Below are 23,794 nucleotides of genomic sequence, written 5' to 3' on the forward strand. Positions count from 1 at the left end.
GGGCCGCGGGTTCGCCTGCGGCCCCTTTGCTTTTGGAGAGCTGAAATGCTGCCGCGTGAGACCGTTGCCACCGCCCAGATCCCCGATGGGGAGACGCTTACGCTCGTCAGCCACGGGCGTGACTTCATCATCATGCTGGGGCGCGATGAGCTGATGGGCACGCGCATGCAGTTCTCCGAGGAACAGCTGGCCGTTCTGACTCTGGCCGAGCTCGAGGCAAAGCGGCCGCGCGTGCTGATCGGCGGTTACGGCATGGGTTTCACCTACCGTGCCGCCTTGGCCCATCTGCCTGAAGGCGGCAGCGTCACCGTGGCGGAGATCGTTCCGGAAATCCTCGATTGGGCGCGCGGCCCGCTTGCGGAGCTTACGGGAGAAAGCCTTGCCGACCCACGGGGTGAGATCGTGCTCTGCGATGTCGCTGCGCTGATCGACGACGCCAATGACGGCACCACCGACAAGTATGATGCGATCCTGCTCGATGTCGATAACGGCCCTGACGGGATCGTGCGGGATGCCAATTATCGCATCTACAGCAAGACCGGCCTGGGCAAGGCGCGCGATGCGCTAAGGCCCGGTGGCATCCTGTCCGTCTGGTCGGCGGCGCCGGATCACAAGTTCACCGTCCGCCTCAAGGAATGCGGCTTCGAGGTCGAGGTGCGTGAAGTGCGGGCGCGGCCCAACAACAAGGGACCGCGCCACACCATCTGGTTCGCCCGCAAGCGTTAGGCGGTCTTGATCCGCGGCATGCCCATGAAGTCGCGCTTGCCGATCTCGAGGCCCTTCATCCGCAGGATGTCGTAGAAGGTCGTCGCGTGGAAATAGAAGTTGGGCTGGCTGAAGCTGAGCAGGAAGTTCTGCCCGGTGAACTCCATCAGTCGCTTGCCGCCAAGCACGAAGCCGATCGTGTTGTCGGCGATCGCCTCGAGTTCGTCCACGGTCACCGCCGCCAGCGAATCCTGCGCTGCCTTCAACTGCGCGCGCATCGCATCCCAGCTCTGCGGCAGTTCGGTGAAGTCAGGCGAGAATTCGCCGGTCGGTAGCTGCGAGATCACATAGGCCGAATGCACCCACACGCTGCGTACGTGCTGGGGTAGCGGCCACATGGTGTCGCACAGCTGGGCTTCGATCAGGTCGGCGTCGGTCAGGCCGTGCTCCTGCACAAACGCCTCGGCCTTGTTGACCAGTGCTTGCATGCCGCCAAGCACTTGCTGGCAGCTGGGGACGAAGGCTTCGTGAAGGGTAAGCGCCATGTTTCTCTCTCCTGTAGTCGCAATAAAAGGGCCCGGCAGTCCTGCGACTACCGGGCCTTTGGGGGGATTTCGTCAGCGAACCCGCGGGCCGCCGAATGGCAGCGGCGGAGGGGGACGTCGGGCACCGCGCGGCAGCTGCGCCTGGTAGGCCCGGCCGCAGTGTTCGACGCAATAAGGGAAACCGGGGTTCACCTGTTCGCCGCAGAAGTGGAAGTCAGGCTCGCCCGGGTGGCCCATCGGCCAGCGGCAAACCTTGTCGTTGAGGTCGAGCAGGCTGGTCTTGTCGGCAATCGAGGGGTCGGGCTTCGCCGGCACAAGGCGGCGCGGCGGAGCGGGCGGGATCGGGGCCTGCTGGTCACCGGGGCCCTGGCGCAGGAAGCCGCCCGGACCGACCGAGACGATCTTGGGCAGATCCGACGAGCGATTGGGCAAGGGCTGCGACGGGATCGCGGAGTCGGCCTTCGGTGCGGGTGCATCGGCAGGTTTCGCCGGGGCGCTCGCTATAGGCTTTGCAGCCGGCTTGGCCGCGACCGGCTTGGCGATCGGCTTTGCCGCCACCGGCTTGGGCTTGGCCGGCTTCTTGTCATTTGCCTTCACCGGCGATGGGCGTGACTTCAGGCCGAGGCGGTGCGCCTTGCCGATCACCGCATTGCGGCTGACCCCACCGAGTTCATCGGCGATCTGGCTGGCGGTAGAGCCGCTCTCCCACATCTTCTTGAGTGTTGCGATCCGTTCGTCGGTCCAGCTCATTCGCGAATCCTGTATCCTTCTGCCCGCCCGGCGCTTGCCAAGATGGGGTGCTTGGCCCTAGGCGCGCAGCCATGGCCGATCAAGTCCAACCCATGCCTTCCGCGTCAGGGCAGCCCGATGCCCCGCTAGTCGAGGGAGATGCCGGAAGTAAGGGTCGTTTTCCCGAACGCGGCAAGCCGGTAATCACCGGGATCAACCGCGTGGGATTATGGAGCCTCTATATTAAGGAGGTCCGGCGGTTTCTCAAGGTCCAGACGCAGACAATATGGGCCCCGGCGGTCACCACGCTGCTCTTTCTGGTGATCTTCTCGGTCGCATTGGGTCGCGGCGGGCGCGAAGTCCTTGGCGTGAACTTCCCGACCTTTGTCGCACCGGGCCTGATCGCGATGGCGATGATGCAGAATTCCTTCGCGAACTCGTCGTTCTCGCTGCTCTCGGGCAAGATCCAGGGCACGATTATCGACCTGCTCATGCCGCCGCTGTCCGAAGGCGAGCTGATGACCGGCATTGTCGCCGCAGCGGTGACGCGCGCGGTAGCCGTCGGATGCACGGTCGCCCTGGCGATGTTGCTCTATCCCGGCGTAAACCTGGCGATGGCGCATGCCTGGGCGGTGATATGGTTCGGCCTGATGGGAGCCGCCATGCTGGCGCTGCTGGGCCTCATGGCCTCGATCTGGGCGGAGAAATTCGACCACAATGCCGCCGTGACCAACTTCGTGGTTGCCCCACTGTCGATGCTTTCGGGCACATTTTACGTGATCGAGAACTTGCATGGCGTGTTCCAGGCGATCAGCCGCGCCAACCCGTTCTTCTATGTCATCTCGGGTTTTCGCTATGGCTTCCTCGGCCAGAGCGACATCGGCGATGCCGCGCATGTGGCAGCTGCGGCGCTGGGCCTGCTGGCGTTCAACGGCCTCCTGGCGCTGATCGCCTACCGGCTGCTGAAATCGGGCTGGAAGATCAAGAACTGACACGCGCCGCTGGCGGCGCGTCGTTTCAATGCGTCAGGCTGCGGCGCATGCGGTAGCGCCCATTCTCGAACTGCTGGAAATAGACGTGCACGTCAGGGTGCTCGACCGGTCCGCCGCGTGAATCGTTGATCAGGTTCTGCTGGCTGACATAGGCGACGTAGCTGCTGTCGTCGCTCTCGGCGAGCAGGTGATAGAACGGCTGGTCGCGGTCCGGCCGGATATCCTCCGGGATCGCCGCGTACCATTCTTCGGAATTGGCGAAGACCGGGTCGATATCGAAGATCACGCCGCGGAAGTCAAAAACCCGGTGCCTGACCACGTCACCTATTGCGAAGCGGGTTTGCAGGCGACGGGGGGCATCTATCGTGCGACCCGCCTGGGCGGAGAAAAACTGAGCGCGTTCCATCTTTCACGACAATATGGTGCGCTGCGGCAAGGAAACAAGCTGCACGGTAGGGCCATCCCCCGATTTCGCATGCAAAGGGGCTTGGCAAGGGAAGGGGGCTCGGCTAATCGGCGCGCCTCGCTTCGACCTGGGCCACGCGCCCGCAAGCGCACCCGAAATGCGGAGAGGTGGCAGAGTGGTCGAATGCGCCGCACTCGAAATGCGGTATACGGGCAACCGTATCGAGGGTTCGAATCCCTCCCTCTCCGCCACGCACCCGGTATTATGGCGCAATTGCACCAACATCGATCCGGCTCGAAACTCACCTACTACAAGCGGTTCGAAAACAGCCCTTTGCTTCAAATGCAACAGCGTTTTGTGGATGGCGTAAGATGGGTTAGATGTCCGCCATGACGAAGCCTGAAACATTCAGAATCAGTTCTCACCTCAAAGACATAATTGGCCGCGATCTGGTCACTAACGAGTTCGTTGCAATCTTTGAGCTTGTCAAAAATTCCATTGATGCTGGGGCAACGACGGTCGATATCGAATTTGACCCGGATGAGGACTCAATTGCCCTAATCGACAATGGGCGTGGGATGTCGGCGGATGACATCCGCGATAAATGGCTTTTTGTAGCCTATTCTGAGAAGGCGCTCGCATCGCCCGACAACTACCGCGACAAGATCAAGCCTGCCGGACAGTTTGCTGGAAGCAAGGGGATCGGTCGTTTTGCGTGCGACACACTTGGAGAGAAGCTTGAGCTGTATAGTCGAGCTACAAAGAGTGGCGACATATCAAAGCTCGATGTGGACTGGACCAAATTCGAGAAGGATAGCACTGACGAGTTTCAGCGAATACGTGTTTCTCTAGGGGTGGTAGACGAGTTCCCTGAGACTTTCGTTGATGATCCGATAACCGGACGCGGAACAATGCTGGTCATAAAAAAGACCCGGCAGACATGGGATCAGGACGCGATTGTTCGTCTAAGGCGTGATCTTGCGAAGCTCATCGACCCATTTGGCACAAGCAAAGATGTCACGGTTTCAACCTGGCTGTTGGATGGCTCCAATGATCTTATTGATGGGGTTGATGGACCGGTTGGGAATGAAATTGCGGACTTGCTCCGTGATAAGACCAGTCGAGTTGAAGTGGCGATTGCAAATGAAGTGATACACACAACCCTGTTCGACCGAGGCCGGAAAATCTATGAGATTCAGGAGCCTTCGAGTTACCCTGAACTCGCTGATTGCGAAGTAACCGGGCAGATATTTTTCCTGAACCGCTCCGCGAAACACACTTTCACCTCTCGGATGGGTGTACGACCGGTCGAGTTCGGCAGTGTGTTTCTGTTTTTGAACGGCTTTCGGATTTCACCTATTGGAGATGAAACCGACGACACATTGGGTCTAAGCCGCCGAAAGCAACAGGGCCAATCTCGGTATTTAGGCACCCGCGACGTAATTGGCCGCGTAGACGTGGCGGCTGCGCCAAAAATGTTCCGTGAGGTCTCAAGCCGAGACGCTGGGCTTGTCGAGGATGCGCGTAGTCGGGCGTTGTTCGAGGCAATCCGTAAGCACATGATATTCCGTCTGGAACGCTACGTGGTTGGCGTGAATTGGCAGGATAAGCCGGATCAAGATCGGGATACACCGGAAGGATTGGAAACTGACCGGGCACGTGAACGTGTGCTCGGGATCGTTGGCGCCTTAGCAAAGTCAAAAAAGATCGACATACTATATTATGATCAGGAGCTGGTTCGCGTTTCTGACGATCCCGACCAAATCACAGACAACGCTCTACAGGCGATGTCTGCTGTTGCGGAAAGTCGGGGCGACAATTCTTTGCTGGGTCAAATTGAGGATGCTCGCAAACGCATTGAAGAGTTAAAGGCGGCACGCGATGAAGCGCGCGAAACCGCACGGCATGAAATTGAAAAGCGTGCTCAATCAGACGCGCGTATTGCAGCACTTGAAAAGCAGGCCGCATTCCTCGGTAGCAGCAAAGACGTGGACGTTGAACGTGTTCAGCTCCTTATGCATCAGGCAGCAATTCATTTGGGGCACATTCGATCTGCAATTGCGAACGCAGCGCACGAGGCTCGCGGTGTAATTTCTTCTGCGACTTTGCCCGAAGGCATCGATGAATTGGACGATGTCGAGGATTTGCTGGCGACTATACGCCAATCCGCTCGCCGGATTTCTGCATCGATCGCAGGAGCAAGCCTTTCCGGAGATCGATTGAGAACAGTCCTATCGTTTGCGCCAAACATTCGCGTGGACTTGGAGACAGATAAGGTCACCGGAGATTTGGTTCGTTTCCTCACCGAGTATTTCGATGTTCGCTTGGATGGCATACCAGATATGCCAATCGCCACATTTGAGGCATCTGACGCAGAGTTGGAGCGAGAGTTTTCTCCTGTCGATATGGCTGTTTTGATTGACAATTTGCTGGACAATGCCCGTAAAGCCAAAGCGTCGAAGATCGATTTCTCCGCTTCGATGAAAGGCAAAAATTCACTCGGCATCAAAGTCACTGACGACGGCCTTGGCATTAATGGACGGAAAGTTGATCCTTCGATGTTGTTTGAGCGCGGGTATAGCGGGTCTCCGAACGGAACTGGGCTGGGCCTCTATAGTGTGCGACAGATTCTTGAGGGCATGGGTGGCTCAATAGAAATGATCGGTGATGGCTCTCGTGCTGATTTTGAGATTGTGATTCCCGGAGGGCAATAGATGAATTTGGATATCGGCATCCTCTGGATCGAGGATTCCTTCAGTGCGGATGAAGAGGCCTCTCTCAGGCGTAGAGTAGAAGAGGCCGGTTTTATCGCACGTATCGACACCATGCCCAATGGCGAGGGAATTGAAGAGCGGGCTCGAAAGCATCAGCTCTACCATGTCTACGACATCATCCTTCTCGACTACCGATTGCAGAATGAGAATGGCGACGACCTTGCTCCAAAAGTCCGCCAGCTATTCCCTGCGACGTCAATACTATTCTATTCGGGAAGCGAGGACGAATCGACGCTTCGCCAGCTTATCGCTGCCAATGCAGTTGAGGGGGTCTTTTGCAGCGCGAGACAGGGGGGGCGATTCATTGAGCGCGCTGGTTCCCTGATCGATCAAACCGCCCGCTCACTTGATCGGTTGTCGGGAATGCGTGGACTTGCGATGAAAGTAGTCGCCGAATGCGATGATCACATGAAGCGTGCGGTCCTGTCCATGACCGCGCGAGACGAAAAATGCGCAGCGAAAATGGCCGACTTAGACAACGACGTCAGTAAGGATCTGGACGGAGTCAAGGACGCCTATCAAGCCGCCAGTGATCTGGATGAGCGCATGAAGACACGCGCAGTAGACAGCATGAAGTTGTTCAAACATTTCCGCCGACTCACTCAGGTAGTCGCGGGGAGCCCGCAGAGCTTTGGTTTGGATTTAGAAGCGGTAGATGAGCTTCGCGAATTGCGAACTGCGACAAAAGACTACGGCACGCACGTGCTCGGCAAGCGCAATGTCCTCGGTCACGTAGTCGAGGTGGAGGGAGATGCTGGATGGGAATTAAGCGGGAGTGATACGATCGCCATTGGCGACTTCCCTGAAATCCGTCAGGCGTTTGCTTCGCACATTAAGGCTGTCCGCCGGATGACCGAACTCGTCACGTTGCTGGATACTCAGTAGGCCCATTAGAGTTTCGCCAAGGGCCTCTGCCAAAAGTGGCGGCACGGCGTTCCCCACTTGCGTGTATTTTGGGCAAGCATCGCGACGGCGACTCCCGCCAGTCGTGTATGGTCCTTTGAATGAAAACCAGTCGGGAAATGACTGCAATCTCGCGTGTTCCCGCACCGTCATGGCGCGCGGCTGCGCATAATGAATGAAGTCATCTGGCAGGGTGCTAATTGTGGGAGCAGGTCCGAGCGGGTCCAGCGGCGTGGTTGAGCGCTTTCTGATGCCGAGGCGCGCCCTGTCATCGGGACGCAAACAAACGCCTCGTTCACAGCTCTTGAGTATCTGTCGCATACGGTCGGTTGTTGTCGCCGAATGTCGGGGTAGCCGCATATCAGTCGGCCGGTTTGAGCTACCTGCTCGCATAAGCAACTGGAAGGGCGATTTCGGCTTTGTTGCTCGTTGCAGAGCCTTGAAGCCCAGGTGTCCCCAATCACTATCGAGACTAGGTGTGTAACCAGTTTCATCTAGGTCAGAAAGTGCATCTTGCGTGGTGGTGCCGTCCGACGAAAGTCCGCGTTCACGCAGAAACGCTTTGCGGGCAACTCGCAGTCTTTGAAGTGGATCAACTCCCGGTATTGATCTCTTAAGAGCGGCAATGAGCACGAAGCGCGGCCTGCGTTGAGGGACACCCCAATCTGCAGCCCGAATAATTTCACTCCATGTATCGTAGCCAAGAGCTTCAAGCTCGCTTTCGACATATTCGGAATATGTGGCGCCAGTGCGATGCTTCATTGAGCGGAAGCCGACCACGTTCTCAAGCAGGACAAGGCGCGGGCGAATTGTCTTCACATAGTCGAGATAGACTTCGACCATTCGACTGCGGGGATCGTCAGGCCGACGCAGGCCATTCATGCTGAATCCTTGGCACGGTGGTCCTCCGGCGATTAGGTCAATCTTGCCCCTGAGATCCGCCAACTGGTCAGGATGTTGGTCGAGAAGCTTTTCCGCATGCCATGCGCGCTTTTCGAGCCAGCTTGGCCAAACTTCATCGAGTTCGGTGCCTTCAATAAGGTTGGAGCTGTATGTTTGAAAGGCGTCGTCATGGGCCTCGACCGCGAACTGAGGCGAAAAACCGGCGTTGCTTAGGCCAAGGGAAAGTCCCCCACATCCTGCAAACAAGTCAATTAGTGTCGCCGCCATAGCAATCCCATTCCATGCGGATAGTGCAATGTCCAGGGAAATGGGTTTGTCAAGCAACGGGTTCAGGACCACGCATCGAAAATGACTGACTCCCCGAGCCGGCAAATCGACCGAAAGGAGTGAACCTCTCACTCTTGAGGCTAACCTCACATCGCTCCGATCCCCCCGAACTCTGGTTCTTCAAACGTTCGAAAGGGGCTGCGCGGACTGGAGCGATTTCGTATGAGACGGGCCTACGGCACCTCTAAGGCACACGAAACTCGTGAGGCTGCTATCATCACCTTCGGCTGACAACCGCATTCATCAGCATCCACTACATGCCCGACGACAAAACGAGATCGGCTAGCAAGATCGGCAAGTTCGTCGATACTTGAGCAGTCAAGCTCCACCGTGAGTGGTTCACGATTGCCTTGAGCATGCAGTTGAAAAAGCTTCATCAGGCCGCATCCTTCCTGCGTTGCCAGTAACCCTTCCAAAGTCGAGATACAGGATACCTGCCTGCCAACGTCAGGACTTGCGCATACTTTTCGCCGTTGGAATTGCGACGGTGGTCCTCTCTCCAGCAGGCATCATTTGCGTAGTAGAGTGTATAAGGACCAGCGATCTTGTGATGAGTGCCAAGTTCGAAGCGCCTTAAACGTGAAAAGAACGACTCAGCGTGGTTGGTACTGATCCAACCATCGGCATACTGCTTCGAATGGTTGACCCTGAAGGCTTGATAGCGAGCCGCAATTTTCGCCGAACCGGAAAAACTATCTGAGATGACCATCGCATCCTCTTCAAGGATGTCAGGGAGCATGTCTGGCATTCTGCTCTCGTGGTTCACGAGCACGCAACGCGAGCGGCCATGCCTCTCCCGCAGAACCATAACGACCCTTTGCTTCTCCTTATTTCGATTAAGTCTCCGCCGATTTCGCTTCGAAGGGTTATCTTTTCCCGGCTTGACGTATCCACCGCAGTGGAGAGCGTCGATCTCAACCTCTCCCCCCAAGCGAAAGCTCGATTGATAGGCCGTGAGCACCTCGCGAAGCTTGTGAGCGATGACGAACGCAGTTTTGTACGAGACTTCGATCAGATGACTGATGCGGATCGCGCTAATTCCCTTGGGCTCGTTTACGAAATGCGCGATTACGAGGAGGATGTCTCGATATGGAAGTTTCCGGTCCTGAAATATCGTGCCTGAAGTGGCTGAGAATGTGTTGGCGCAAGCCGTGTCGGCACACTTCCAACGACGACGAGTGCTAATCTTGTAAAGGTGGGTGCCTCCGCAATTGGGGCAAAACGGCTCGCCGCTGTTCTCCGCAAAGCGCAGCGCGACGAATTCGGCGTAGGCCTCTTCGTCTGAAAGGCAATGAATGCGCTTAAAACTAAGCGTTCTTGCCTTTGGCGAGAGTAAAAAATGCTGCGAAATTTCCTCCTTTGCGAAATCGCAGCGGAAGAAGAGTGCAGATTTTCATCGTGGATCAACACGAATCTTTTTTCTCAGATCACTCTTAGGTAATCTGGCAAAACTTTCTTTTTTTCTCAGATCATTTTCAACACAAAATATCGCTTATGAGCCAATCACTCGCCACTCTTTCGCAAAGTCACCCCGCGATTCGACCAAGTCGCCTTCGTATTTTTTGAAGTAGGTGCCGATTGAATTTGTGACCTTTTCGAGAGTCACTTGATCGTCGGGGTCATGATCAATGTGTTCCAGCATGAGCTTGGCGACTTCACGTGGGCGCAACCAGTCACCCGCTTCGCGCAGCTTTGTTAATGCCAACTGGCCCTGTTCCCCCGAGCGAAACGGGCTTGACCATGCTCCTGCGCGCATTGGCTTAATGTGGTCACCCGACCACCCGGGGTGATCAAATCGCAAGATTGTTTCGGCAGCTTTGATAATGGCCGAGTGGTTCCGCAAACTCTCGCGGAGCGGGATAAGGCGACGCAAGCCTTCTCGTATCTCGGAAATTTCTTTCTCGGCGGCTTTGACTTCGCCCTTGGCAAAAGCGATCTTCCTCTCAAGGCCATGCTTCAGATTAGACTTTCCCATGGCGAGAAATTTACTGCGAACAGACGCTTAAGTCTTGGTGCAATTGCGCCATAATACCGCACGCACCCCCAGTACTTGTCTCTGCTTGCAGAGACCCTTCGCGGGTCATTGATGTCCGATGCTTTGGGAGTTCAGACGCTTACATCGGCCATAAAAGCGGCTTGACCTTGTCACTGTGTCAGGTCGGATAGGCTTGAATCACTCGGTTGGGAACACCCCTCGAGGATGCTGCGGTGCGTCCGCAGCATGGCAACACCTTGGAGTGATTCATGAACAAGCATTCTCTGGTCGGCGCTGCTGCGCTGGCGATTTTTTTGGACCGGTTCGGCGCATGCCGAGGACTTCACCGGCCCCCGCATAGAGGCACGCGCCGGATGGGACCGTGCAAGCCCGGGCGACAAGCAGTCATCGGTCGACGGCATTTCTTACGGTATTGCAGCGGGTTACGACATCGCTTTGACCGACAGCCTGATTGCAGGCTTGGAAGCCGGGGTCGACCTGTTCAACAATGACACGAGCTGGGTGTCGGGAACGACAGCCTTCGAGTCATCCGCAAAACGCGACATCGAGTTTGCAGGGCGCATCGGCACCGGGCTGGGCGAGAACTTCCTCGTTTACGCCAAGGCTGGCTATTCCAATGCCCGCTTTGAAGAAACGATGACGGTTGGCGGTACGACCGGCAATAGCCGAACCGAGCTCTCCACGAACCTCGATGGTATCCGGGTCGGTGCCGGCCTGGAGACGAAGCTCGACGACGGCATCTATGCGAAGACAGAGTATCGTTACACCAACTATGAGCAGGGCGTTTCCCGTCACCAGGTGGTGGCGGCTATCGGCTTGCGCTTCTGAGATCGAGCAATCCCCAAAATAGGGCGCGAGCGGCGGGCTGCCGCTCGCGTTCCTTTATTTGGATCAGGTGCGACGTGCTTGGTTGCCGGGTGTGGGGTTGGCATGGCAGCACCACTTGCGGCTCGAACGATTGAATCGCGAGTTGGCTAGAACGCCAGCCCCTGCCCAGAGGTTGGCGGAGAGTCCGCATTGCCGCCTAATCCGCTCACCATTCACGAATGTCAGAAATTTCGGGCGGCTTCGTCGACAGTCTTTTGAGCTGCCTTTCGTGCAATAGCCCGCAATGGCCACGCCTCGTAGTGTCGCAGGGACCGGCGCAATGCCTGCTCCAGCTCGGCGCGCGTATAGAGCTTGCCTCTGACGACTACCGCCTCGAGGCTGTCCAGCGCGTCGAGCGACTTTGTCGGATCCTGCGCGAAGATCAACAGATCGGCCTGTGAGCCCTGCGCAATACGGCCCGCCTCGTTGCCAAGCGACGCGCCGGCAACATTCGTGGCGTAGGCCAGCACTTGCTCTGGCGTGATACCAGCCTGTTCGAACAGGCGCATCTCGCGCCAGAACGACCAGCCCGGGGCGGTAAAGGGCTGGCCTGCATCGGTTCCGATGTGGAGGGTTGCCCCTTTGTCCGACAGGCGCTTTACCAAGCGCTGCTTGAGCACAAGCGCATTGGCGGCCTGGGCGAAACGCCCTGCTTCAAGGCCACGATAGACCGGCAAGCCCGTTTGCGAGTTCCAGACCACATCGGCAAAGAAGGATGGCAGCAGCGCCTTCGACGCCTTTGAAGCGACAGCGGGATTGGCAATGCCCTGGAAGCCTTCGAGCGTTGCGATAGTTGGAGTATTGCGTATTTGCTTGGCGAGGATGTGAGCTTCGACCGCCGCCAACCTAGATGCGTCCACCTTAGCCCAATCACCGTTGCGATAGGTTACCTCGTGGCCACCGAGCGTGGATGGGTCGGGGACGCCGAAAAAATGCTGGACGTCAGGGATGCCTGCCTTCTCCAGCGTCATCTCCACCGGAACATGACCGATCACATGCATGTCTCGGGCGTCGGCAGCAGCGATGAGCGCGCGGATCAATGATGGGGTCAGTCCCTCATACGCCTTGACGCATGAGTTGCCCCCTTCGGCGATTGCGGCGACCGCCCGTTCTGCATCGGCCGCCGTTTCGACCAGCAACGTATTTGGCCAGACCTTCTTGCCCTTCGACACGAAGGGACCGCAGGAGACCATATTCGGAAACGGGCTGCCTTCGCTGATCAGTTGCCTTGCCGCAGGATCCGCGGTGCCGTCGATATCGCCCGCGCTGCGAATGGTGGTCACCCCATGCGACAAGTGCAAAAGCCCATAGTGCTGGGTCAGCTTGAGCAGGTTGTCGCCCGGCAGGTGGGTATGCATGTCGACAAAGCCGGGGAGGACAAATTTGCCCCGGTATTCGGCCAGGACGGGCATGTTCGCCGTGCTGGTGCCCAGTCCGAGCCGCCCGGCCGCAACCTCGATCCTGGCCTGTGGGGTTCGATCCAGCATCGGATTGATGATGGTCACTTCGTCGAGTGCGAAGGCCTCATGAGAGGGGGCCGGGGCCGTGGGTATTCGGAAGACAAAGAGCCATAGGCCCACGAGCAGAAGCGCCAGGACGCCCAGCCCGATGAGCGAGCGCCGGTAGAGAACTCTCATTTCTTGTCGTCCTTCAATGCGCGAAGTTCCGCCTGGTCCAGCGGGACTGCCTGTCCATTGTCGTCGACGAGCCCAATTCTCAGTCGCTCGCCAGTCTGCCTGTTCACCAGCCTGGTAAACGGCTCGTCGTCACGCAGGACGTTGTCCCCCCACTCCTTCATCGCGAGGACGACGGGCAACAAGGCGCGGCCGGCTTCGGTCAGTTGGTAGGCTTCGCGTGTGCGCTCGGTTTCCACCTTATAGGGAACGCGCTCGAGAATGCCGCTTTCGACCAGCATTGCGAGGCGCTTCTGCAGGGTCGCCGGGGGGACACCGAGATCCGCCCGGATATCGCCAAAGCAGGAGACGCCATAGAAGACCTCACGCAGGACCAGCAGCGTCCATTTGTCTCCTAACAGCTTCGCTGAAATTGCCATGCCGCAGTCCGACGTAGCAATGGGGGCACGCTGGCGCGGTGGCGGGTTCGAATCAAACTTCATTTTTTGAATTTAGCTTTCGCCCCGGCTGACGTCAATTAATGAAGTCAGCGGGGTACAAGCCTAACCTACGGGCGGCGTCGTTCGCCTGCGTCCAGGCCCCTAGCCACGCCAAAGCGCGGCAGGTTCCGCGCGCCCTTCGAGCCAATGACTCCCTCGCCCTCGGCAAGCCCTTCGATGATTGGGCAGTCCGGCCGGTCGTCGCCGTGGCAATCGCGGGCAAGCGTTTCCAACGTGTCGATCATCTGACTCAGCTCGACCTGTTTCGCCTTCAGGCGCTCGACGTGACCCAATGCCAGCGACTTCACATCGGCGCTCGATCGCTCTCGATCCGACCAAAGCGCGAGGAGGTCCCCGATCTGTTCGACCGTGAAGCCCAGGTCCCTCGCGCGGCGAATGAAATGCAGCCGATAGACATCGCTCTGGTCGTAGTCGCGATAGCCGCTGTCCCGCCGCGCAGCCTTGGGAATCAAGCCGGTCTGCTCATAATAACGGATCATCTTCGCGCTCACTCCCGAAGCGCGCGACGCTTGCCCAATGTTCATTGCGGTTCTCCCGTCTTCATCGCTTATCCGATCAAACCGCCTGTGGCCTCAAGCCGGAATCAAGCGAACTATGTCCTTCCACCTGACCGCCCGGTCGTTGCCGGGTACTTTCGATCCCAATCACGCTCTTGAAACGCTTGAGCCGCAGAGCGTTGGAGAGGACGAACACGCTCGAGAGAGCCATGGCGCCTGCGGCGAAAACCGGTGTGAGCAGAATGCCTCCGGCCGGATAGAGTACGCCTGCTGCCACAGGGACCAGCGCGGCATTGTAAGCGAAGGCCCAGAACAGGTTCTCCTTGATGTTGCGGATCGTCGCTTGCGACAGCGCGATTGCGTTCACCACGCCGCGCAGGTCCCCAGACATGAGGACGACATCCGCAGTTTCGATCGCCACGTCCGTACCGGTGCCGATCGCCAGCCCCACATCGGCTTCTGCAAGCGCGGGGGCATCGTTGATGCCGTCACCGACAAAGGCAGCCATGCGGCCTCCTTCGCGCAGACGCTTCAGGGCATCGACCTTTCCTTCCGGCAGCACTTCCGCGATGACTTCGTCGATACCCAGTTGACGGGCCACGGCCTCGGCGGTTGCGCGGTTGTCGCCGGTGATCATCGCGACCATTAGGCCTAGTTCATGCAATGCTTCTATGGCTGCAGGAGAGGTTTCCCGGATCGGGTCGGCCACCGCAATGATCGCTGCAAGTTGCCCATCGATAGCGGCGTAGAGCGGCGATTTTCCTTCGGCTCCCAGCCGTTGGGCCTCGGCACCGAAGACTGCCAGGTCGATTCCCAGCCTTTCCATGTATCGATCCGCACCAACCATCACGGACCTTTGATCAATCTTGGCCGAGACGCCGTAGCCTGGTGTCGCTTGGAATTCGCGGATCGTGTGGCTGGCCAGTTCGCGCTCCCGCGCGGCTGCCACGATGGCTTCCGCTATCGGATGCTCCGATTGTGTCTCGACCGCAGCGACGAGGGCCAGGGTTTCGTCGGAATCGAAGCCGGGCGCGGTGCGGAAGTCGGTCAGATGGGGGCGACCCATCGTCAGGGTTCCCGTCTTGTCGAGCGCGACGACTTCAACCGAACGAAGCGACTGCAGTGCTTCACCCTTGCGGAAAAGGATGCCCAGCTCTGCCGCGCGCCCTGTCCCAACCATGATCGATGTCGGAGTGGCCAGCCCCATCGCACAGGGGCAAGCGATGATCAGCACCGCAACTGCGTTGACCAGCGCAAAAGTGAGCGCAGGCTCTGGGCCGAAGATGAGCCACACGAGAAAGGTGAGCGAGGCTGCTGCCATGACCGCCGGGACGAACCAGGAAGTAACCTTGTCGACCATCGCCTGGATTGGGAGCTTTGCGCCTTGCGCTTGCTCAACCATGCGGATGATTTGTGCGAGCATGGTTTCCGCACCGACTTTGGTGACGCGAAAGGAAAAGGCACCCGACGTGTTGATGGTACCACCGACGACAGTCGAACCCACCACTTTCGCTACCGGCAGGGGTTCGCCCGTGATCATACTCTCGTCGACATATGACTGCCCTTCGACCACTTTGCCGTCGACCGGGATTTTCTCACCGGGCCGCACCAGGATCTTGTCGCCGGGAAGCACCTCGGAGATCGGCAATTCGACGGCTTCGCCATTGCGCGATACGCGCGCGGTCCTTGCCTGCAGCCCGACGAGGCGCTTGATTGCCTCGGAGGTCCGACCCTTGGCTTTCGCCTCTAGATAGCGGCCGAGCAGGATGAGCGCCACGATGACTGCGGCCGCCTCGAAGTAGACGTTGACGGTTCCTGCCGGGAGAACCGAGGGCAGGAATGTGGCAACGACGGAATATGACCAGGCCGCGCCCGTACCGACAGTGACGAGCGAGTTCATGTCAGGCGTTCCGCGCAGGATTGCAGGGATGCCCTTGCGGAAGAACCGCATGCCGGGGCCGAACAGAACCGCCGTGGTCAGCACGAATTGGAAGACCCAACTCGTCTGCTGTCCGATCGTCGTCATCACCAGGTGGTGGACTGACGGCACGAGATGCGACCCCATCTCGAGAACGAAGACCGGGAATGCCAGCAATCCGGCTGTAGCCAGGGCCAGGCGCAGATCGCTCATCTCCTTCTCGCGGGCGGCACGTTCGCGATCTTCGCCCGCCTGCTCGCGCTCTGTCCGCTTGGGCTGATAACCAGCCTTACGAATGGCGCGTTCGATGTCCTCCAACGACGCTAACCCTTCATGATAGGTGATGCTGGCTCTCTCGGTCGCCAGATTCACACTGGCCGCGGTCACGCCTGGAACGGTCCGTATGGCCCTTTCGACATGGCTGACACAGGACGCGCAGGTCATCCCCTCGACGATGAGTTCCGCATTGATCTCGGGTACCGAGTATCCGGCGCCGTGAACCGCATTGACGATTGGCGCGGGATCGAGCGGTCCGGCCAGGGCGATATCCGCCCGTCCGGTAGCGAGGTTTACGGTCACTCCAAGGACATCAGGGACCTGCGCGATCGCCTTCTCGACATGCACTACACAAGAGGCACAGGTCATGCCTTCTACGGGAACGCTGAGCTTGCTCGACTGTGGGTTGATACCCTCGGGCAGTCGAATCGCTGTTCCATCGCTTCGCATTGAGAACACTCCAAAATATCACATCTTGGAGTGGTTTCTGCGGCTTCCAACGATTGTAAGGTCAAACGAAATCTGCAGCCTTTGCATGGTTTCGGCTCGCTATCGTTTATTTGCCTACCCGCCTAAGTGGCGGTCGAGATTCCGGACGCGCAATCCTCCAAACTAGTTTAAATTACTGATAATTAGTAGGTATTCGGAGTGAGAACCTCCCGTGGAATTCCGCTTGACCTTGCCACGGTGGCAAGCCGGACAAGCCCAGCTCCACTACGGAAAGGTAACTCCAAATGACTACTTTCACTGTGAACGGGATGAACTGCGCTTCCTGTGTACATCGAGTAACCAGTGCGGTGCAGGAGCTCGATCCTGAAGCGATGGTCGCCGTCGATCTTGCCGGCAAGACCGTCCAGACAGATGCCTCGGCCAGTCTCGAAGCGATCAAATCGGCTATCGAGAATGCCGGATATGAAGCCGTTCCGGCCTGACGACGGGCCGGGAAGGTGGCGTCCCAGGCCAACCGCAGTTCCAGGGTCAATCTGTCGAGCGACCCAGAATCGACGGCTTGGTCTTCCGGCGCAAATCCCGGGGGCAGCTCCATGAAACGAAGGTACTGGAGCTGCCCTCAAAACCATAGGATATGGCTCTGGCTTGCCCCTGCGTGCGAGGGCGGAGTGGGACGAGGACTATGATTGAGACTGAAAGACTCTTGCTGCGGCGGTGGAAGGACAGCGACCTCGCTCCATTCAGCGAAATGGGGCAGGACCCTGAAGTGATGCGGCATTTTCCCAAGCTTCTCTCCCGCGAGGAATGCGAGGTGATGATCAGGGACAGGTTTGAGGCGCATTTCGATCGACACGGTTTTGGCCTGTGGGCGGTCGAACGAACCGACGACCATTCGTTCATCGGCTTTGTGGGTCTGGGGCACGTCGCGTTCGCCTGCCCGATCGAAGGCCAGGTCGAGATTGGCTGGCGGCTTGCGAGGAGCGCATGGGGCCACGGTTTCGCGTATGAGGCCGCATCAGCAGCGATGAAGTTCGGCTTTGGGGTGCTGGAACTCGGGAGTATCGTCGCGATGACCGTGACAGGAAACGAGCGCTCGCAACACCTCATGGGCAAGCTCGGCATGACAAGGGCGCCGGAGCTCGACTTCGACCATCCCTGGATCGAGGAAGGGCATTTGGTGCGCCCACAGATCGTCTATCGCAAGGAGGCTCCGGCCCGATAGGAGGGAGCGTGTCAGCGGTCCGACATCGGGCCCAGTTCGGCCAGGTGCAGGCTGGAAAGCACGGCGTCTTCTGTACTTTCCAGGAAGCCAACTGCCAGGATCGAATTGACCGTCGCGAGATAGGATTCCGACTGATCCAACCGCCGGATCGCCTCTTCGTCGCGCCAGAAGGTCAGAACCGTGCATTCATTCCCGTTGCGCATCATCGCCACGCCTTCGAAGCCGTCCTGCTGGCGGAACATCGGCAACGAGATGTCGCGTGCGAATGTCTCGTACTCGGGGGCTCGTCCCTCGATCACCGTGGCCTTCCAGATTCGAGCAATGGTCATTCGTGAACTTCCCGCCTGAACCATAGCGATCAATACGACCCCGTCATAGCAGATGCACCCGCTGACAAGGAGTAAGCGGGCAGCGTGGCTGGGTGCCAAGGGCGCGCAAGCCGAAGAGCCCGTTCAAGCACCTTGTCTAGTCGCCCGAGCTGTTCGTCTGGTGGTGATGATCTGCGTGCGCTTCCCGCTGACTTATGGAACTTGGAAGACCTTCTGGCCGAGCTTTGGATGGATATCTGTCACAAAGCCGTGCGTCACTGGTGGAATCCGTGCGGCCCACTGTTCGCCGGTGACAACAGGCGACAGCGGATTGGCCGAGATCGGGTTGTTTGCGGAATGACCGGTTCTTGAGGTCTTGGGCTGAAAGCAGCTGGTCCGCCTTCGGCCCATATCGGTCGCTCAAGTTCGCTTACAAGCCTCGCATATCCTTGGGAACGCACCACCTCTCGAAACACTAACTGCCAGCCAACCCGTTTGCCTTGATCAGCACCGCAACCCCTCTTGTTCGCGAGCGTAAAAGTGACCCAACCGTGCCATCGAGGTATCGCGCGAACATTGGGTGCCCCTCGTCTCTTGGGGCGCGTAGGCCCCTGCCGCGATTAGCGAAACAATTGACATTCAGCGTCACCAATGAAAGCCCTTGTTTCGAGGGGGGCTTCATGAAAATTGATTGTCGCATGCCCAAGCTCGGCATTTGAGCAAGGACGTCCGTCCGATCAAGGTCGCCATCATCGGCGGCGGATGCGCTTCGATGACGACGGCGTGGGAACTTTCTCGACCGGACCATGGGGGCAAGTACGAAGTAACAGTCTACCAGGAAGGCTGGCGGCTGGGAGGCAAGGGCGCGTCTGGCCGTGGTGCCAGCGGGCGGATTGAAGAACACGGCCTGCACATCTGGCTCGGCTTTTACGACAACAGCTTTCGCATGATGCGCCAATGCCATGCCGAACTGGCGGCCAGGGGCATGGGTGACATCTACGGCGACTGGCGCGATGCGTGGACGCCGAAAAACGATATCGCGTTGTGTTCACAATCCCCCGAGGGCGGCTTCACCCATTGGCGTGCACACCTTCCTCCTCGCCCCGGCCTGCCCGGAGATCCCCTGCCGCGGGACGCCGGGTTTTCGCTGACTCACTACCTGGCAAGCGCGTTCGACCTGTTCCGCGCGCTATTGCTGGATACGAGCGTGAACGGGCACGGCGTTGCCACCGCCAGCGAATCAACTGGCGATCCGGACCAGTTGGCACGCAGACTCGCCTCGATGGTCAAATTCGGCTCATTTGCTACTACGGCGGGACTTGCCCAGATGCTGGGATTGCTCGCTTCGCTAAGCCGTTCGGCCACGCCCGACAATGCAGAGGCCATGCTGGGCGGGGTGGAGAAGGTTTGCAGTTCACTGAGGCAATGGCTCGAGGACAGGTGGCTGGCCGACAGTGAGAATCGTTATCTTTGGGAGATCGCGGACCTTACCCTGGCAACCATCGTAGGCATGACGCGTCACAGGGTCTGGTTCGATCCGCGCGGACTCGATGCGATCGAGGACTACGAGTGCAGAGAGTTCCTGCACATGCACGGTGCCTCGTTGCGCTCGTTACAATCGCCCTTCATCCGCGGCCTCTACGATCTCTCGATGGGCTATGAGAATGGTGACATGACCCGGCCCTCGCTGTCGGCGGGTCAGGGGCTGCGCGGCACCATGCGGACGTTCTTCAGTTATCGCGGTGCTTTCATGTGGAAGATGCGCGCCGGGATGGGCGATGTCGTCTTCGCGCCTCTCTACACCGCCATGAAGGAACGTGGCGTCAGGTTCGAGTTCTTCCACCGGCTGACCAACATGGGCATGGCGAGCGATGGCGACCACGTCGACAGCCTGACTTTCGACATTCAGGCGAAGACGAAGCGGGGACGCGAGTACCGTCCGCTAGTGCCCGTCGCGGGTAAACCCTGCTGGCCGTCAGCGCCGGACTTCGGCCAGCTCGCGGGTGGCGCGACGATGGCGAGTGAAGGCTGGAATTTCGAATCGCACTGGGATCGACGCCGGGTCGGCACCAGGACCCTCGCACTGGGGCAGGATTTCGATCTGGTCGTGTTGGGAGTGGGCATCGGTGCCGTGCCCTACGTGGCAAGCGATTTCGTGGAACGCGACCCACGCTGGAAGGCGATGTGCGACAATGTGAAGACCGTCGCGTCGCAGGCGTTCCAGGTGTGGATGGACGAAGATCTTGGTGAACTCGGCTGGCCGGGACCAGCCTATATCACCGGCGCGTTCGCCAAACCCTTCGATACCTGGTGCGACATGGCCCATGTGGTGCCGGAGGAGGGCTGGAAGCAGTTGCCGAAGACTTCGGTCTATTTCTGCGCTGTACTGCCCGACCCGGCTGATCCGCCGGACGAGAACGATCGCGGCTATCCTGCAAGGCGCGCCGCCGAAGTTCGCGCCAATGCGGAAGAGTTCCTGCAAGGACCCGTACGCGAGGTCTGGCCACGGGCCTACGACGCCAAGGGCGATTTCCGATGGGAGATTCTGAAGACGGAAACTGAAGGCCAGACGACGCTCAAGGGCAAGGCGCGGTTCGAGAGCCAGTATTGGCGCGCCAACGTCAACCCTTCGGACCGGTACGTCATCCACACGCCGGGCAGCCACCGGTATCGGATTTCGCCGCTCGACATGACTTACGACAATTTGACAATCTGCGGAGACTGGACCGATAGTGGGTTCAGCTCGGGTTGCGTCGAAGGGGCCGTTATGTCCGGCCTGCTTGCCGCGCATGCACTTTGTGGTTCACCAAAGCTCGAGGATATCACGGCCTATGACCACCCCTGAGAAGTCCCGTTCCAACGGCAAGACGACCAAGGGTACCAAGCGTGTAAAGCGCAAGGCTCCGGCTCGCTCCGGCCCCATCCGTACCAGCGTCGACCTGCCGCAGGATCATCACGACTATCATGCGCAGGCTCACCACCAAGGCCATCCGGTCGGCATGTCGCCGCAGACCGAGGCGAACGTCCAACTCGACGAAGGACTGATCAACAAGGCCGTGGCCGATGCGGTGCGCAGTGCCAACAAGGTGCTGAACGACACCGTCGCTCAGGGGCGCATCGCGGCCGAACATTTCCGTCATGGCGACTACAACATGCGCGATGTGCCGGTCGATGTGCAGATCCTTGGCCAGCGCATGATCAAGCTGGCGCGTGAACTGAGCGAGACCACGCTGAGCATCTGCGAACAATTGCTGCGCCAGCTGACCCAGATCCCCACGCCGCCAAGGCCGGGGGTGCCGGGCAAGGTGCCACCATTCCCGACTGGCACGGGTAGCACCGCCGCGCCGCCGTCTTCGCATGCCTCGCCATCGGCCGATCCGGCTCGCGACGACAGAGTCCTGCCCCTGGCCGTTGTGTTTACGGGCAACCAGGCGGCCAAGGCGTTGCCTTCGCCGCTGTGGAAGCCGCAAAAGCCGACCTCCCCACAGCAACTCCATATCACCCCACTCCAGCCCCTGGGAGGCAAGGGCAAGCAAATTGAGGGCGTGAGCTTCAGCGTCGACATTGGCGGTGCGCTTACTGCGACGGTACCGGTCCCGGCCGGGCAAGCGCCCGGCGTCTATGCCGGGATGGTGACGACGGACAGCCAGGGCGCACCGCTGGGCGTGTTGACCATCGAGGTCGTCGGATAGGTATGGAGGTCAGCCCGCAACCCGTTTTCGCGCCAGCGGAACCGCCGGAGGGCAGCCTTGTCGCACGCTATGCCAGATCGACCCGCAATGTGCTGGATCGCTACCTTGCTCTGGAGGACAAGGCGCCGTTCCTTGGCGAATTGATGGCGGACTATCCGGGGCGCGGGGGAAAGATGATGCGGCCGGCGATCTGCATCGCCAACGCCCGCATCTTCGGAGAGAACCTGGGTGAGGATTACGCCCCGGCCATTCGTTGTGCTGCCGCGATCGAAATGCTGCACAATGCGCTGCTGATCCATGACGACGTACAGGACGGTAGCGAAGAACGACGTGGTCGCCCCACGCTTCACGCACTCCACGGTGTGCCGCTGGCGATAAACGCCGGCGATGCGCTGATGTTCAGTGCTTTCCACCCCTTGCTGGATGCTGTGCGCCCGCTCGGGAGCGATGTGAGTAGGCAAGTTCTGGAGGTCACCATGACCATGGCCCGCCAAACGGCTGAGGGTCAGGCGCTCGAACTGGGTTGGCGAGACCGAAATATCACCGGGCTTACCGAGGCCGACTATCTGCAGATGGCGTTGAAGAAAACCGCGTGGATGGGAATGATCTGGCCTGCACAGTTGGGCGTGATCGTGGGGTCGGGCGGCTACGTCGATCCCGATCGCGTGCTGCGTTTCGGTTATTTTCTCGGCCTCGCCTTTCAGATCGAGGACGATCTGCGCAATCTCTCGTTCGATCCGGGCTATGGCAAGGAACGCAACGGAGACCTGCTTGAGGGCAAGCGCACGCTGATGCTGATCCACGTCCGCGATGCATGCTCGGCAAACGAGCGGAAGCGGCTCGACGCCTTCCTTGCAAAGCCCCGGTCGGAACGCGATGAAGCCGAAGTCTTGTGGCTGGCCCAGCTGATGGAACAGCACGAATCGATCGAATATGCACGCCAGATCGCGCACGCCATGGGCGGTGCGGCGATGCACGAGTTTTCGGTCGCTTATGCGGGAAAGCCGCAGTCGGAAGACCTCGAATATCTGGCCGGCCTCGCCAGTTGGGTTTTCGAGCGGCCATGAACGGTCGTGTCCTCCTCTATGGAGCCACGGGCTTCACCGGAGCAGAGGTCGCGCGGACACTGGCAGGAACGGTCGACCTGGTCATAGCCGGTCGCAACGAGGCCAAGGTACATCAATTCGCGCAGGCGCTCGACGTGCCTTGGCGCTCGTTCGAATTGAGCGACGCGGGCGCGATCGACATCGCGCTGGAAGATATCGACCTGGTGCTGCATGCCGCCGGTCCGTTCGGCACGACGGCGCGGCCGATGGTTGAAGCCTGCCTGCGCCAGCGGGTCGACTATATCGATCTGGGTGGCGAATGGCCGGTGTTCATCGACCTGATGAGTCTGGATGCACCAGCGCGTGATGCGGGGATCATGATCCTCCCGGGGATCGGGCTGACGGTCGCTGCTTCGGATTGCCTATTGGCCAAGGCCATGCAGCGTTGGCCCGAAAGCACCCGACTGTGCCTCGGTATTTCGCGAGCTCAGATCATTTCACGGGGCAGCGTCGAGAGCGCATCGGAGATGATGAGCTCGCATGTGATCGTCCGCCGCCAAGGCGAACTTGTCGCGATTCCTGCGGGTAGCCTCGCGCGAGCATTCGACTTCGGAGAAGGCTTGAGCGAGGCTACCGCGATGAGCTGGGCCGACGTCGTGACCGGCGCACTGACCACCGGGGTGGACAACCTTGAGGTCTATTCGGAAATGCGCTGGGTCGAGCGGGCCAGCTATCGTTTGTCAGGCATGACAATGGATGTGTTCGGCAATGGACCGGCCAAGGCAATCGGCAAGGCGCTCTCGCGGGTGTGGCCGGAAGGACCGAACATGGAAGCTCGCGGAGAGGCAAGCTTCACCATGGTGGTCCACGCGCTCGATCCCTGGCGACGCGAGAGAACGCTCTCGATGCGCACCCGCGACGGATATAGCTTCAGTGTCCTGACCGCGGCCGACGCCGTCCGGCGCGTGCTTGGCGGCCAGCGACTGGACGGGTTCCAGACTCCCGCGCTCGCCTTTGGTCCGGATTTCATCTTCGAAGCAGATGCTGCGCGGATGGAAGAACCTGATCGTTCTGAGGGGAGTGTCGCCGCATGAGGAATTCCGC

The 23,794-nt window shown here is 59.3% G+C and carries 22 protein-coding genes and 1 tRNA gene; 12 read left to right on the forward strand and 11 right to left on the reverse strand.

Going from position 1 to position 23,794, the window contains the following annotated elements:
- Positions 1–45: 45 nt before the first annotated feature.
- Positions 46–726 (forward strand): spermidine synthase family protein, encoded by a 681-nt coding sequence (locus tag HQR01_RS14850; protein WP_173215901.1) that lies wholly within the window; start codon positions 46–48, stop codon positions 724–726.
- Here the strand turns inward: HQR01_RS14850 and HQR01_RS14855 are convergent.
- Together HQR01_RS14855 and HQR01_RS14860 are read right to left on the reverse strand one after the other, a co-directional pair.
- The gene (locus HQR01_RS14855; protein WP_173215903.1) at positions 723–1,250 is read right to left on the reverse strand and encodes a DUF1993 domain-containing protein; all 528 of its coding nucleotides are present in this window, start codon (positions 1,248–1,250) and stop codon (positions 723–725) included. The genes HQR01_RS14850 and HQR01_RS14855 overlap by 4 nt on opposite strands.
- A 72-nt stretch (positions 1,251–1,322) precedes the next feature.
- Complete coding sequence (locus HQR01_RS14860; RefSeq protein ID WP_173215905.1) at positions 1,323–2,000, reverse strand: GcrA family cell cycle regulator; 678 nt, start codon at positions 1,998–2,000, stop codon at positions 1,323–1,325.
- Between the two features lie 71 nt (positions 2,001–2,071).
- Between HQR01_RS14860 and HQR01_RS14865 the strand changes: the two genes are divergently transcribed.
- On the forward strand, positions 2,072–2,971 hold the full coding sequence (locus HQR01_RS14865; protein ID WP_173215907.1) for an ABC transporter permease: 900 nt from the start codon (positions 2,072–2,074) through the stop codon (positions 2,969–2,971).
- Positions 2,972–2,996: 25 nt separating this feature from the next.
- On the opposite strand, the gene hspQ is transcribed toward HQR01_RS14865, so the two are convergent.
- Positions 2,997–3,377, reverse strand: a complete 381-nt coding sequence (gene hspQ / locus HQR01_RS14870; RefSeq protein ID WP_173215908.1) for a heat shock protein HspQ — start codon at positions 3,375–3,377, stop codon at positions 2,997–2,999.
- A 161-nt stretch (positions 3,378–3,538) separates the two neighbouring features.
- Between hspQ and HQR01_RS14875 the strand changes: the two genes are divergently transcribed.
- From HQR01_RS14875 to HQR01_RS14885, 3 genes are all read left to right on the forward strand, one after another.
- Positions 3,539–3,628: transfer RNA gene (locus HQR01_RS14875), tRNA-Ser, on the forward strand.
- A gap of 138 nt (positions 3,629–3,766) precedes the next feature.
- A complete protein-coding gene (locus HQR01_RS14880) occupies positions 3,767–6,091 on the forward strand; it encodes a sensor histidine kinase (RefSeq protein ID WP_173215910.1) in 2,325 nt (774 codons plus the stop codon).
- Positions 6,092–7,036, forward strand: coding sequence for a response regulator (locus tag HQR01_RS14885; protein ID WP_173215912.1), 945 nt, complete (start codon positions 6,092–6,094; stop codon positions 7,034–7,036). It begins immediately after the preceding gene.
- On the opposite strand, the gene HQR01_RS14890 is transcribed toward HQR01_RS14885, so the two are convergent.
- From HQR01_RS14890 to HQR01_RS14905, 3 genes are all read right to left on the reverse strand, one after another.
- Positions 6,917–8,281 carry a DNA cytosine methyltransferase gene (locus HQR01_RS14890; RefSeq protein ID WP_199800340.1) on the reverse strand — a complete coding sequence of 455 codons (1,365 nt, stop codon included), beginning with the start codon at positions 8,279–8,281 and terminating at the stop codon, positions 6,917–6,919. The two genes, HQR01_RS14885 and HQR01_RS14890, sit on opposite strands and share 120 nt — an antisense overlap.
- Positions 8,282–8,660: 379 nt before the next feature.
- The gene (locus HQR01_RS15295; RefSeq protein ID WP_325064551.1) at positions 8,661–9,635 is read right to left on the reverse strand and encodes an IS1595 family transposase; all 975 of its coding nucleotides are present in this window, start codon (positions 9,633–9,635) and stop codon (positions 8,661–8,663) included.
- Between the two features lie 141 nt (positions 9,636–9,776).
- Positions 9,777–10,259, reverse strand: a complete 483-nt coding sequence (locus HQR01_RS14905; protein WP_173215916.1) for a hypothetical protein — start codon at positions 10,257–10,259, stop codon at positions 9,777–9,779.
- Positions 10,260–10,556: 297 nt separating this feature from the next.
- Here HQR01_RS14905 and HQR01_RS14910 point away from each other — a divergent pair, with 297 nt between their 5' ends.
- Positions 10,557–11,108 (forward strand): outer membrane protein, encoded by a 552-nt coding sequence (locus tag HQR01_RS14910; RefSeq protein WP_267905508.1) that lies wholly within the window; start codon positions 10,557–10,559, stop codon positions 11,106–11,108.
- Between the two features lie 221 nt (positions 11,109–11,329).
- Here the strand turns inward: HQR01_RS14910 and HQR01_RS14915 are convergent, their stop codons facing one another.
- The 4 genes from HQR01_RS14915 to HQR01_RS14930 all read right to left on the reverse strand — a co-directional run bounded on the left by HQR01_RS14915 (position 11,330) and on the right by HQR01_RS14930 (position 16,422).
- Complete coding sequence (locus HQR01_RS14915) at positions 11,330–12,784, reverse strand: amidohydrolase family protein (protein WP_173215918.1); 1,455 nt, start codon at positions 12,782–12,784, stop codon at positions 11,330–11,332.
- Positions 12,781–13,263, reverse strand: a complete 483-nt coding sequence (locus tag HQR01_RS14920; RefSeq protein WP_199800341.1) for a winged helix-turn-helix transcriptional regulator — start codon at positions 13,261–13,263, stop codon at positions 12,781–12,783. The genes HQR01_RS14915 and HQR01_RS14920 overlap by 4 nt, the downstream gene beginning before the upstream one ends.
- Before the next feature lie 65 nt (positions 13,264–13,328).
- A complete protein-coding gene (gene cueR / locus HQR01_RS14925) occupies positions 13,329–13,805 on the reverse strand; it encodes a Cu(I)-responsive transcriptional regulator (protein WP_173215920.1) in 477 nt (158 codons plus the stop codon).
- A 31-nt stretch (positions 13,806–13,836) separates the two neighbouring features.
- Positions 13,837–16,422: a heavy metal translocating P-type ATPase gene (locus HQR01_RS14930; protein ID WP_234030193.1), complete on the reverse strand. Its 2,586-nt coding sequence runs from the start codon at positions 16,420–16,422 to the stop codon at positions 13,837–13,839.
- 284 nt (positions 16,423–16,706) lie between these two features.
- Between HQR01_RS14930 and HQR01_RS14935 the strand changes: the two genes are divergently transcribed.
- Positions 16,707–16,904: a heavy-metal-associated domain-containing protein gene (locus HQR01_RS14935; RefSeq protein WP_173215922.1), complete on the forward strand. Its 198-nt coding sequence runs from the start codon at positions 16,707–16,709 to the stop codon at positions 16,902–16,904.
- A gap of 200 nt (positions 16,905–17,104) precedes the next feature.
- On the forward strand, positions 17,105–17,644 hold the full coding sequence (locus tag HQR01_RS14940) for a GNAT family N-acetyltransferase (protein ID WP_173215924.1): 540 nt from the start codon (positions 17,105–17,107) through the stop codon (positions 17,642–17,644).
- An 11-nt stretch (positions 17,645–17,655) separates the two neighbouring features.
- Here the strand turns inward: HQR01_RS14940 and HQR01_RS14945 are convergent, their stop codons facing one another.
- Positions 17,656–17,973, reverse strand: a complete 318-nt coding sequence (locus tag HQR01_RS14945) for an antibiotic biosynthesis monooxygenase family protein (RefSeq protein ID WP_173215926.1) — start codon at positions 17,971–17,973, stop codon at positions 17,656–17,658.
- A 694-nt stretch (positions 17,974–18,667) separates the two neighbouring features.
- Here HQR01_RS14945 and HQR01_RS14950 point away from each other — a divergent pair.
- The 4 genes from HQR01_RS14950 to HQR01_RS14965 are packed head-to-tail and all read left to right on the forward strand — an operon-like array spanning position 18,668 to position 23,784.
- On the forward strand, positions 18,668–20,797 hold the full coding sequence (locus HQR01_RS14950; protein WP_234030194.1) for an FAD-dependent oxidoreductase: 2,130 nt from the start codon (positions 18,668–18,670) through the stop codon (positions 20,795–20,797).
- Entirely contained in the window at positions 20,784–21,644 is an 861-nt protein-coding gene (locus tag HQR01_RS14955) for a hypothetical protein (RefSeq protein WP_173215928.1), read from the forward strand. Before HQR01_RS14950 ends, HQR01_RS14955 begins: the two co-directional genes overlap by 14 nt.
- A gap of 2 nt (positions 21,645–21,646) precedes the next feature.
- Positions 21,647–22,711 carry a polyprenyl synthetase family protein gene (locus HQR01_RS14960; RefSeq protein WP_173215930.1) on the forward strand — a complete coding sequence of 355 codons (1,065 nt, stop codon included), beginning with the start codon at positions 21,647–21,649 and terminating at the stop codon, positions 22,709–22,711.
- Positions 22,708–23,784 carry a saccharopine dehydrogenase family protein gene (locus tag HQR01_RS14965; RefSeq protein WP_173215932.1) on the forward strand — a complete coding sequence of 359 codons (1,077 nt, stop codon included), beginning with the start codon at positions 22,708–22,710 and terminating at the stop codon, positions 23,782–23,784. The genes HQR01_RS14960 and HQR01_RS14965 overlap by 4 nt, the downstream gene beginning before the upstream one ends.
- Positions 23,785–23,794: the final 10 nt, after the last annotated feature.

The sequence above is a fragment of the Erythrobacter mangrovi genome, assembly GCF_013260645.1.
In the GTDB taxonomy this organism is placed as follows: domain Bacteria; phylum Pseudomonadota; class Alphaproteobacteria; order Sphingomonadales; family Sphingomonadaceae; genus Qipengyuania; species Qipengyuania mangrovi.

Coding starts and splice junctions, on each gene's coding strand:
- HQR01_RS14935 (WP_173215922.1), top strand. CDS start 16,707: ATGACTACTTTCACTGTGAACGGGATGAACTGCGCTTCCTGTGTACAT.
- HQR01_RS14940 (WP_173215924.1), top strand. CDS start 17,105: ATGATTGAGACTGAAAGACTCTTGCTGCGGCGGTGGAAGGACAGCGAC.
- HQR01_RS14965 (WP_173215932.1), top strand. CDS start 22,708: ATGAACGGTCGTGTCCTCCTCTATGGAGCCACGGGCTTCACCGGAGCA.
- HQR01_RS14915 (WP_173215918.1), bottom strand. CDS start 12,784: ATGAGAGTTCTCTACCGGCGCTCGCTCATCGGGCTGGGCGTCCTGGCG.
- hspQ (WP_173215908.1), bottom strand. CDS start 3,377: ATGGAACGCGCTCAGTTTTTCTCCGCCCAGGCGGGTCGCACGATAGAT.
- HQR01_RS14960 (WP_173215930.1), top strand. CDS start 21,647: ATGGAGGTCAGCCCGCAACCCGTTTTCGCGCCAGCGGAACCGCCGGAG.
- HQR01_RS14945 (WP_173215926.1), bottom strand. CDS start 17,973: ATGACCATTGCTCGAATCTGGAAGGCCACGGTGATCGAGGGACGAGCC.
- HQR01_RS14955 (WP_173215928.1), top strand. CDS start 20,784: ATGACCACCCCTGAGAAGTCCCGTTCCAACGGCAAGACGACCAAGGGT.
- HQR01_RS14865 (WP_173215907.1), top strand. CDS start 2,072: ATGGCCGATCAAGTCCAACCCATGCCTTCCGCGTCAGGGCAGCCCGAT.
- HQR01_RS14905 (WP_173215916.1), bottom strand. CDS start 10,259: ATGGGAAAGTCTAATCTGAAGCATGGCCTTGAGAGGAAGATCGCTTTT.
- HQR01_RS14860 (WP_173215905.1), bottom strand. CDS start 2,000: ATGAGCTGGACCGACGAACGGATCGCAACACTCAAGAAGATGTGGGAG.
- HQR01_RS14850 (WP_173215901.1), top strand. CDS start 46: ATGCTGCCGCGTGAGACCGTTGCCACCGCCCAGATCCCCGATGGGGAG.
- HQR01_RS14930 (WP_234030193.1), bottom strand. CDS start 16,422: ATGCGAAGCGATGGAACAGCGATTCGACTGCCCGAGGGTATCAACCCA.
- cueR (WP_173215920.1), bottom strand. CDS start 13,805: ATGAACATTGGGCAAGCGTCGCGCGCTTCGGGAGTGAGCGCGAAGATG.
- HQR01_RS14880 (WP_173215910.1), top strand. CDS start 3,767: ATGACGAAGCCTGAAACATTCAGAATCAGTTCTCACCTCAAAGACATA.
- HQR01_RS14920 (WP_199800341.1), bottom strand. CDS start 13,263: ATGAAGTTTGATTCGAACCCGCCACCGCGCCAGCGTGCCCCCATTGCT.
- HQR01_RS14885 (WP_173215912.1), top strand. CDS start 6,092: ATGAATTTGGATATCGGCATCCTCTGGATCGAGGATTCCTTCAGTGCG.
- HQR01_RS14855 (WP_173215903.1), bottom strand. CDS start 1,250: ATGGCGCTTACCCTTCACGAAGCCTTCGTCCCCAGCTGCCAGCAAGTG.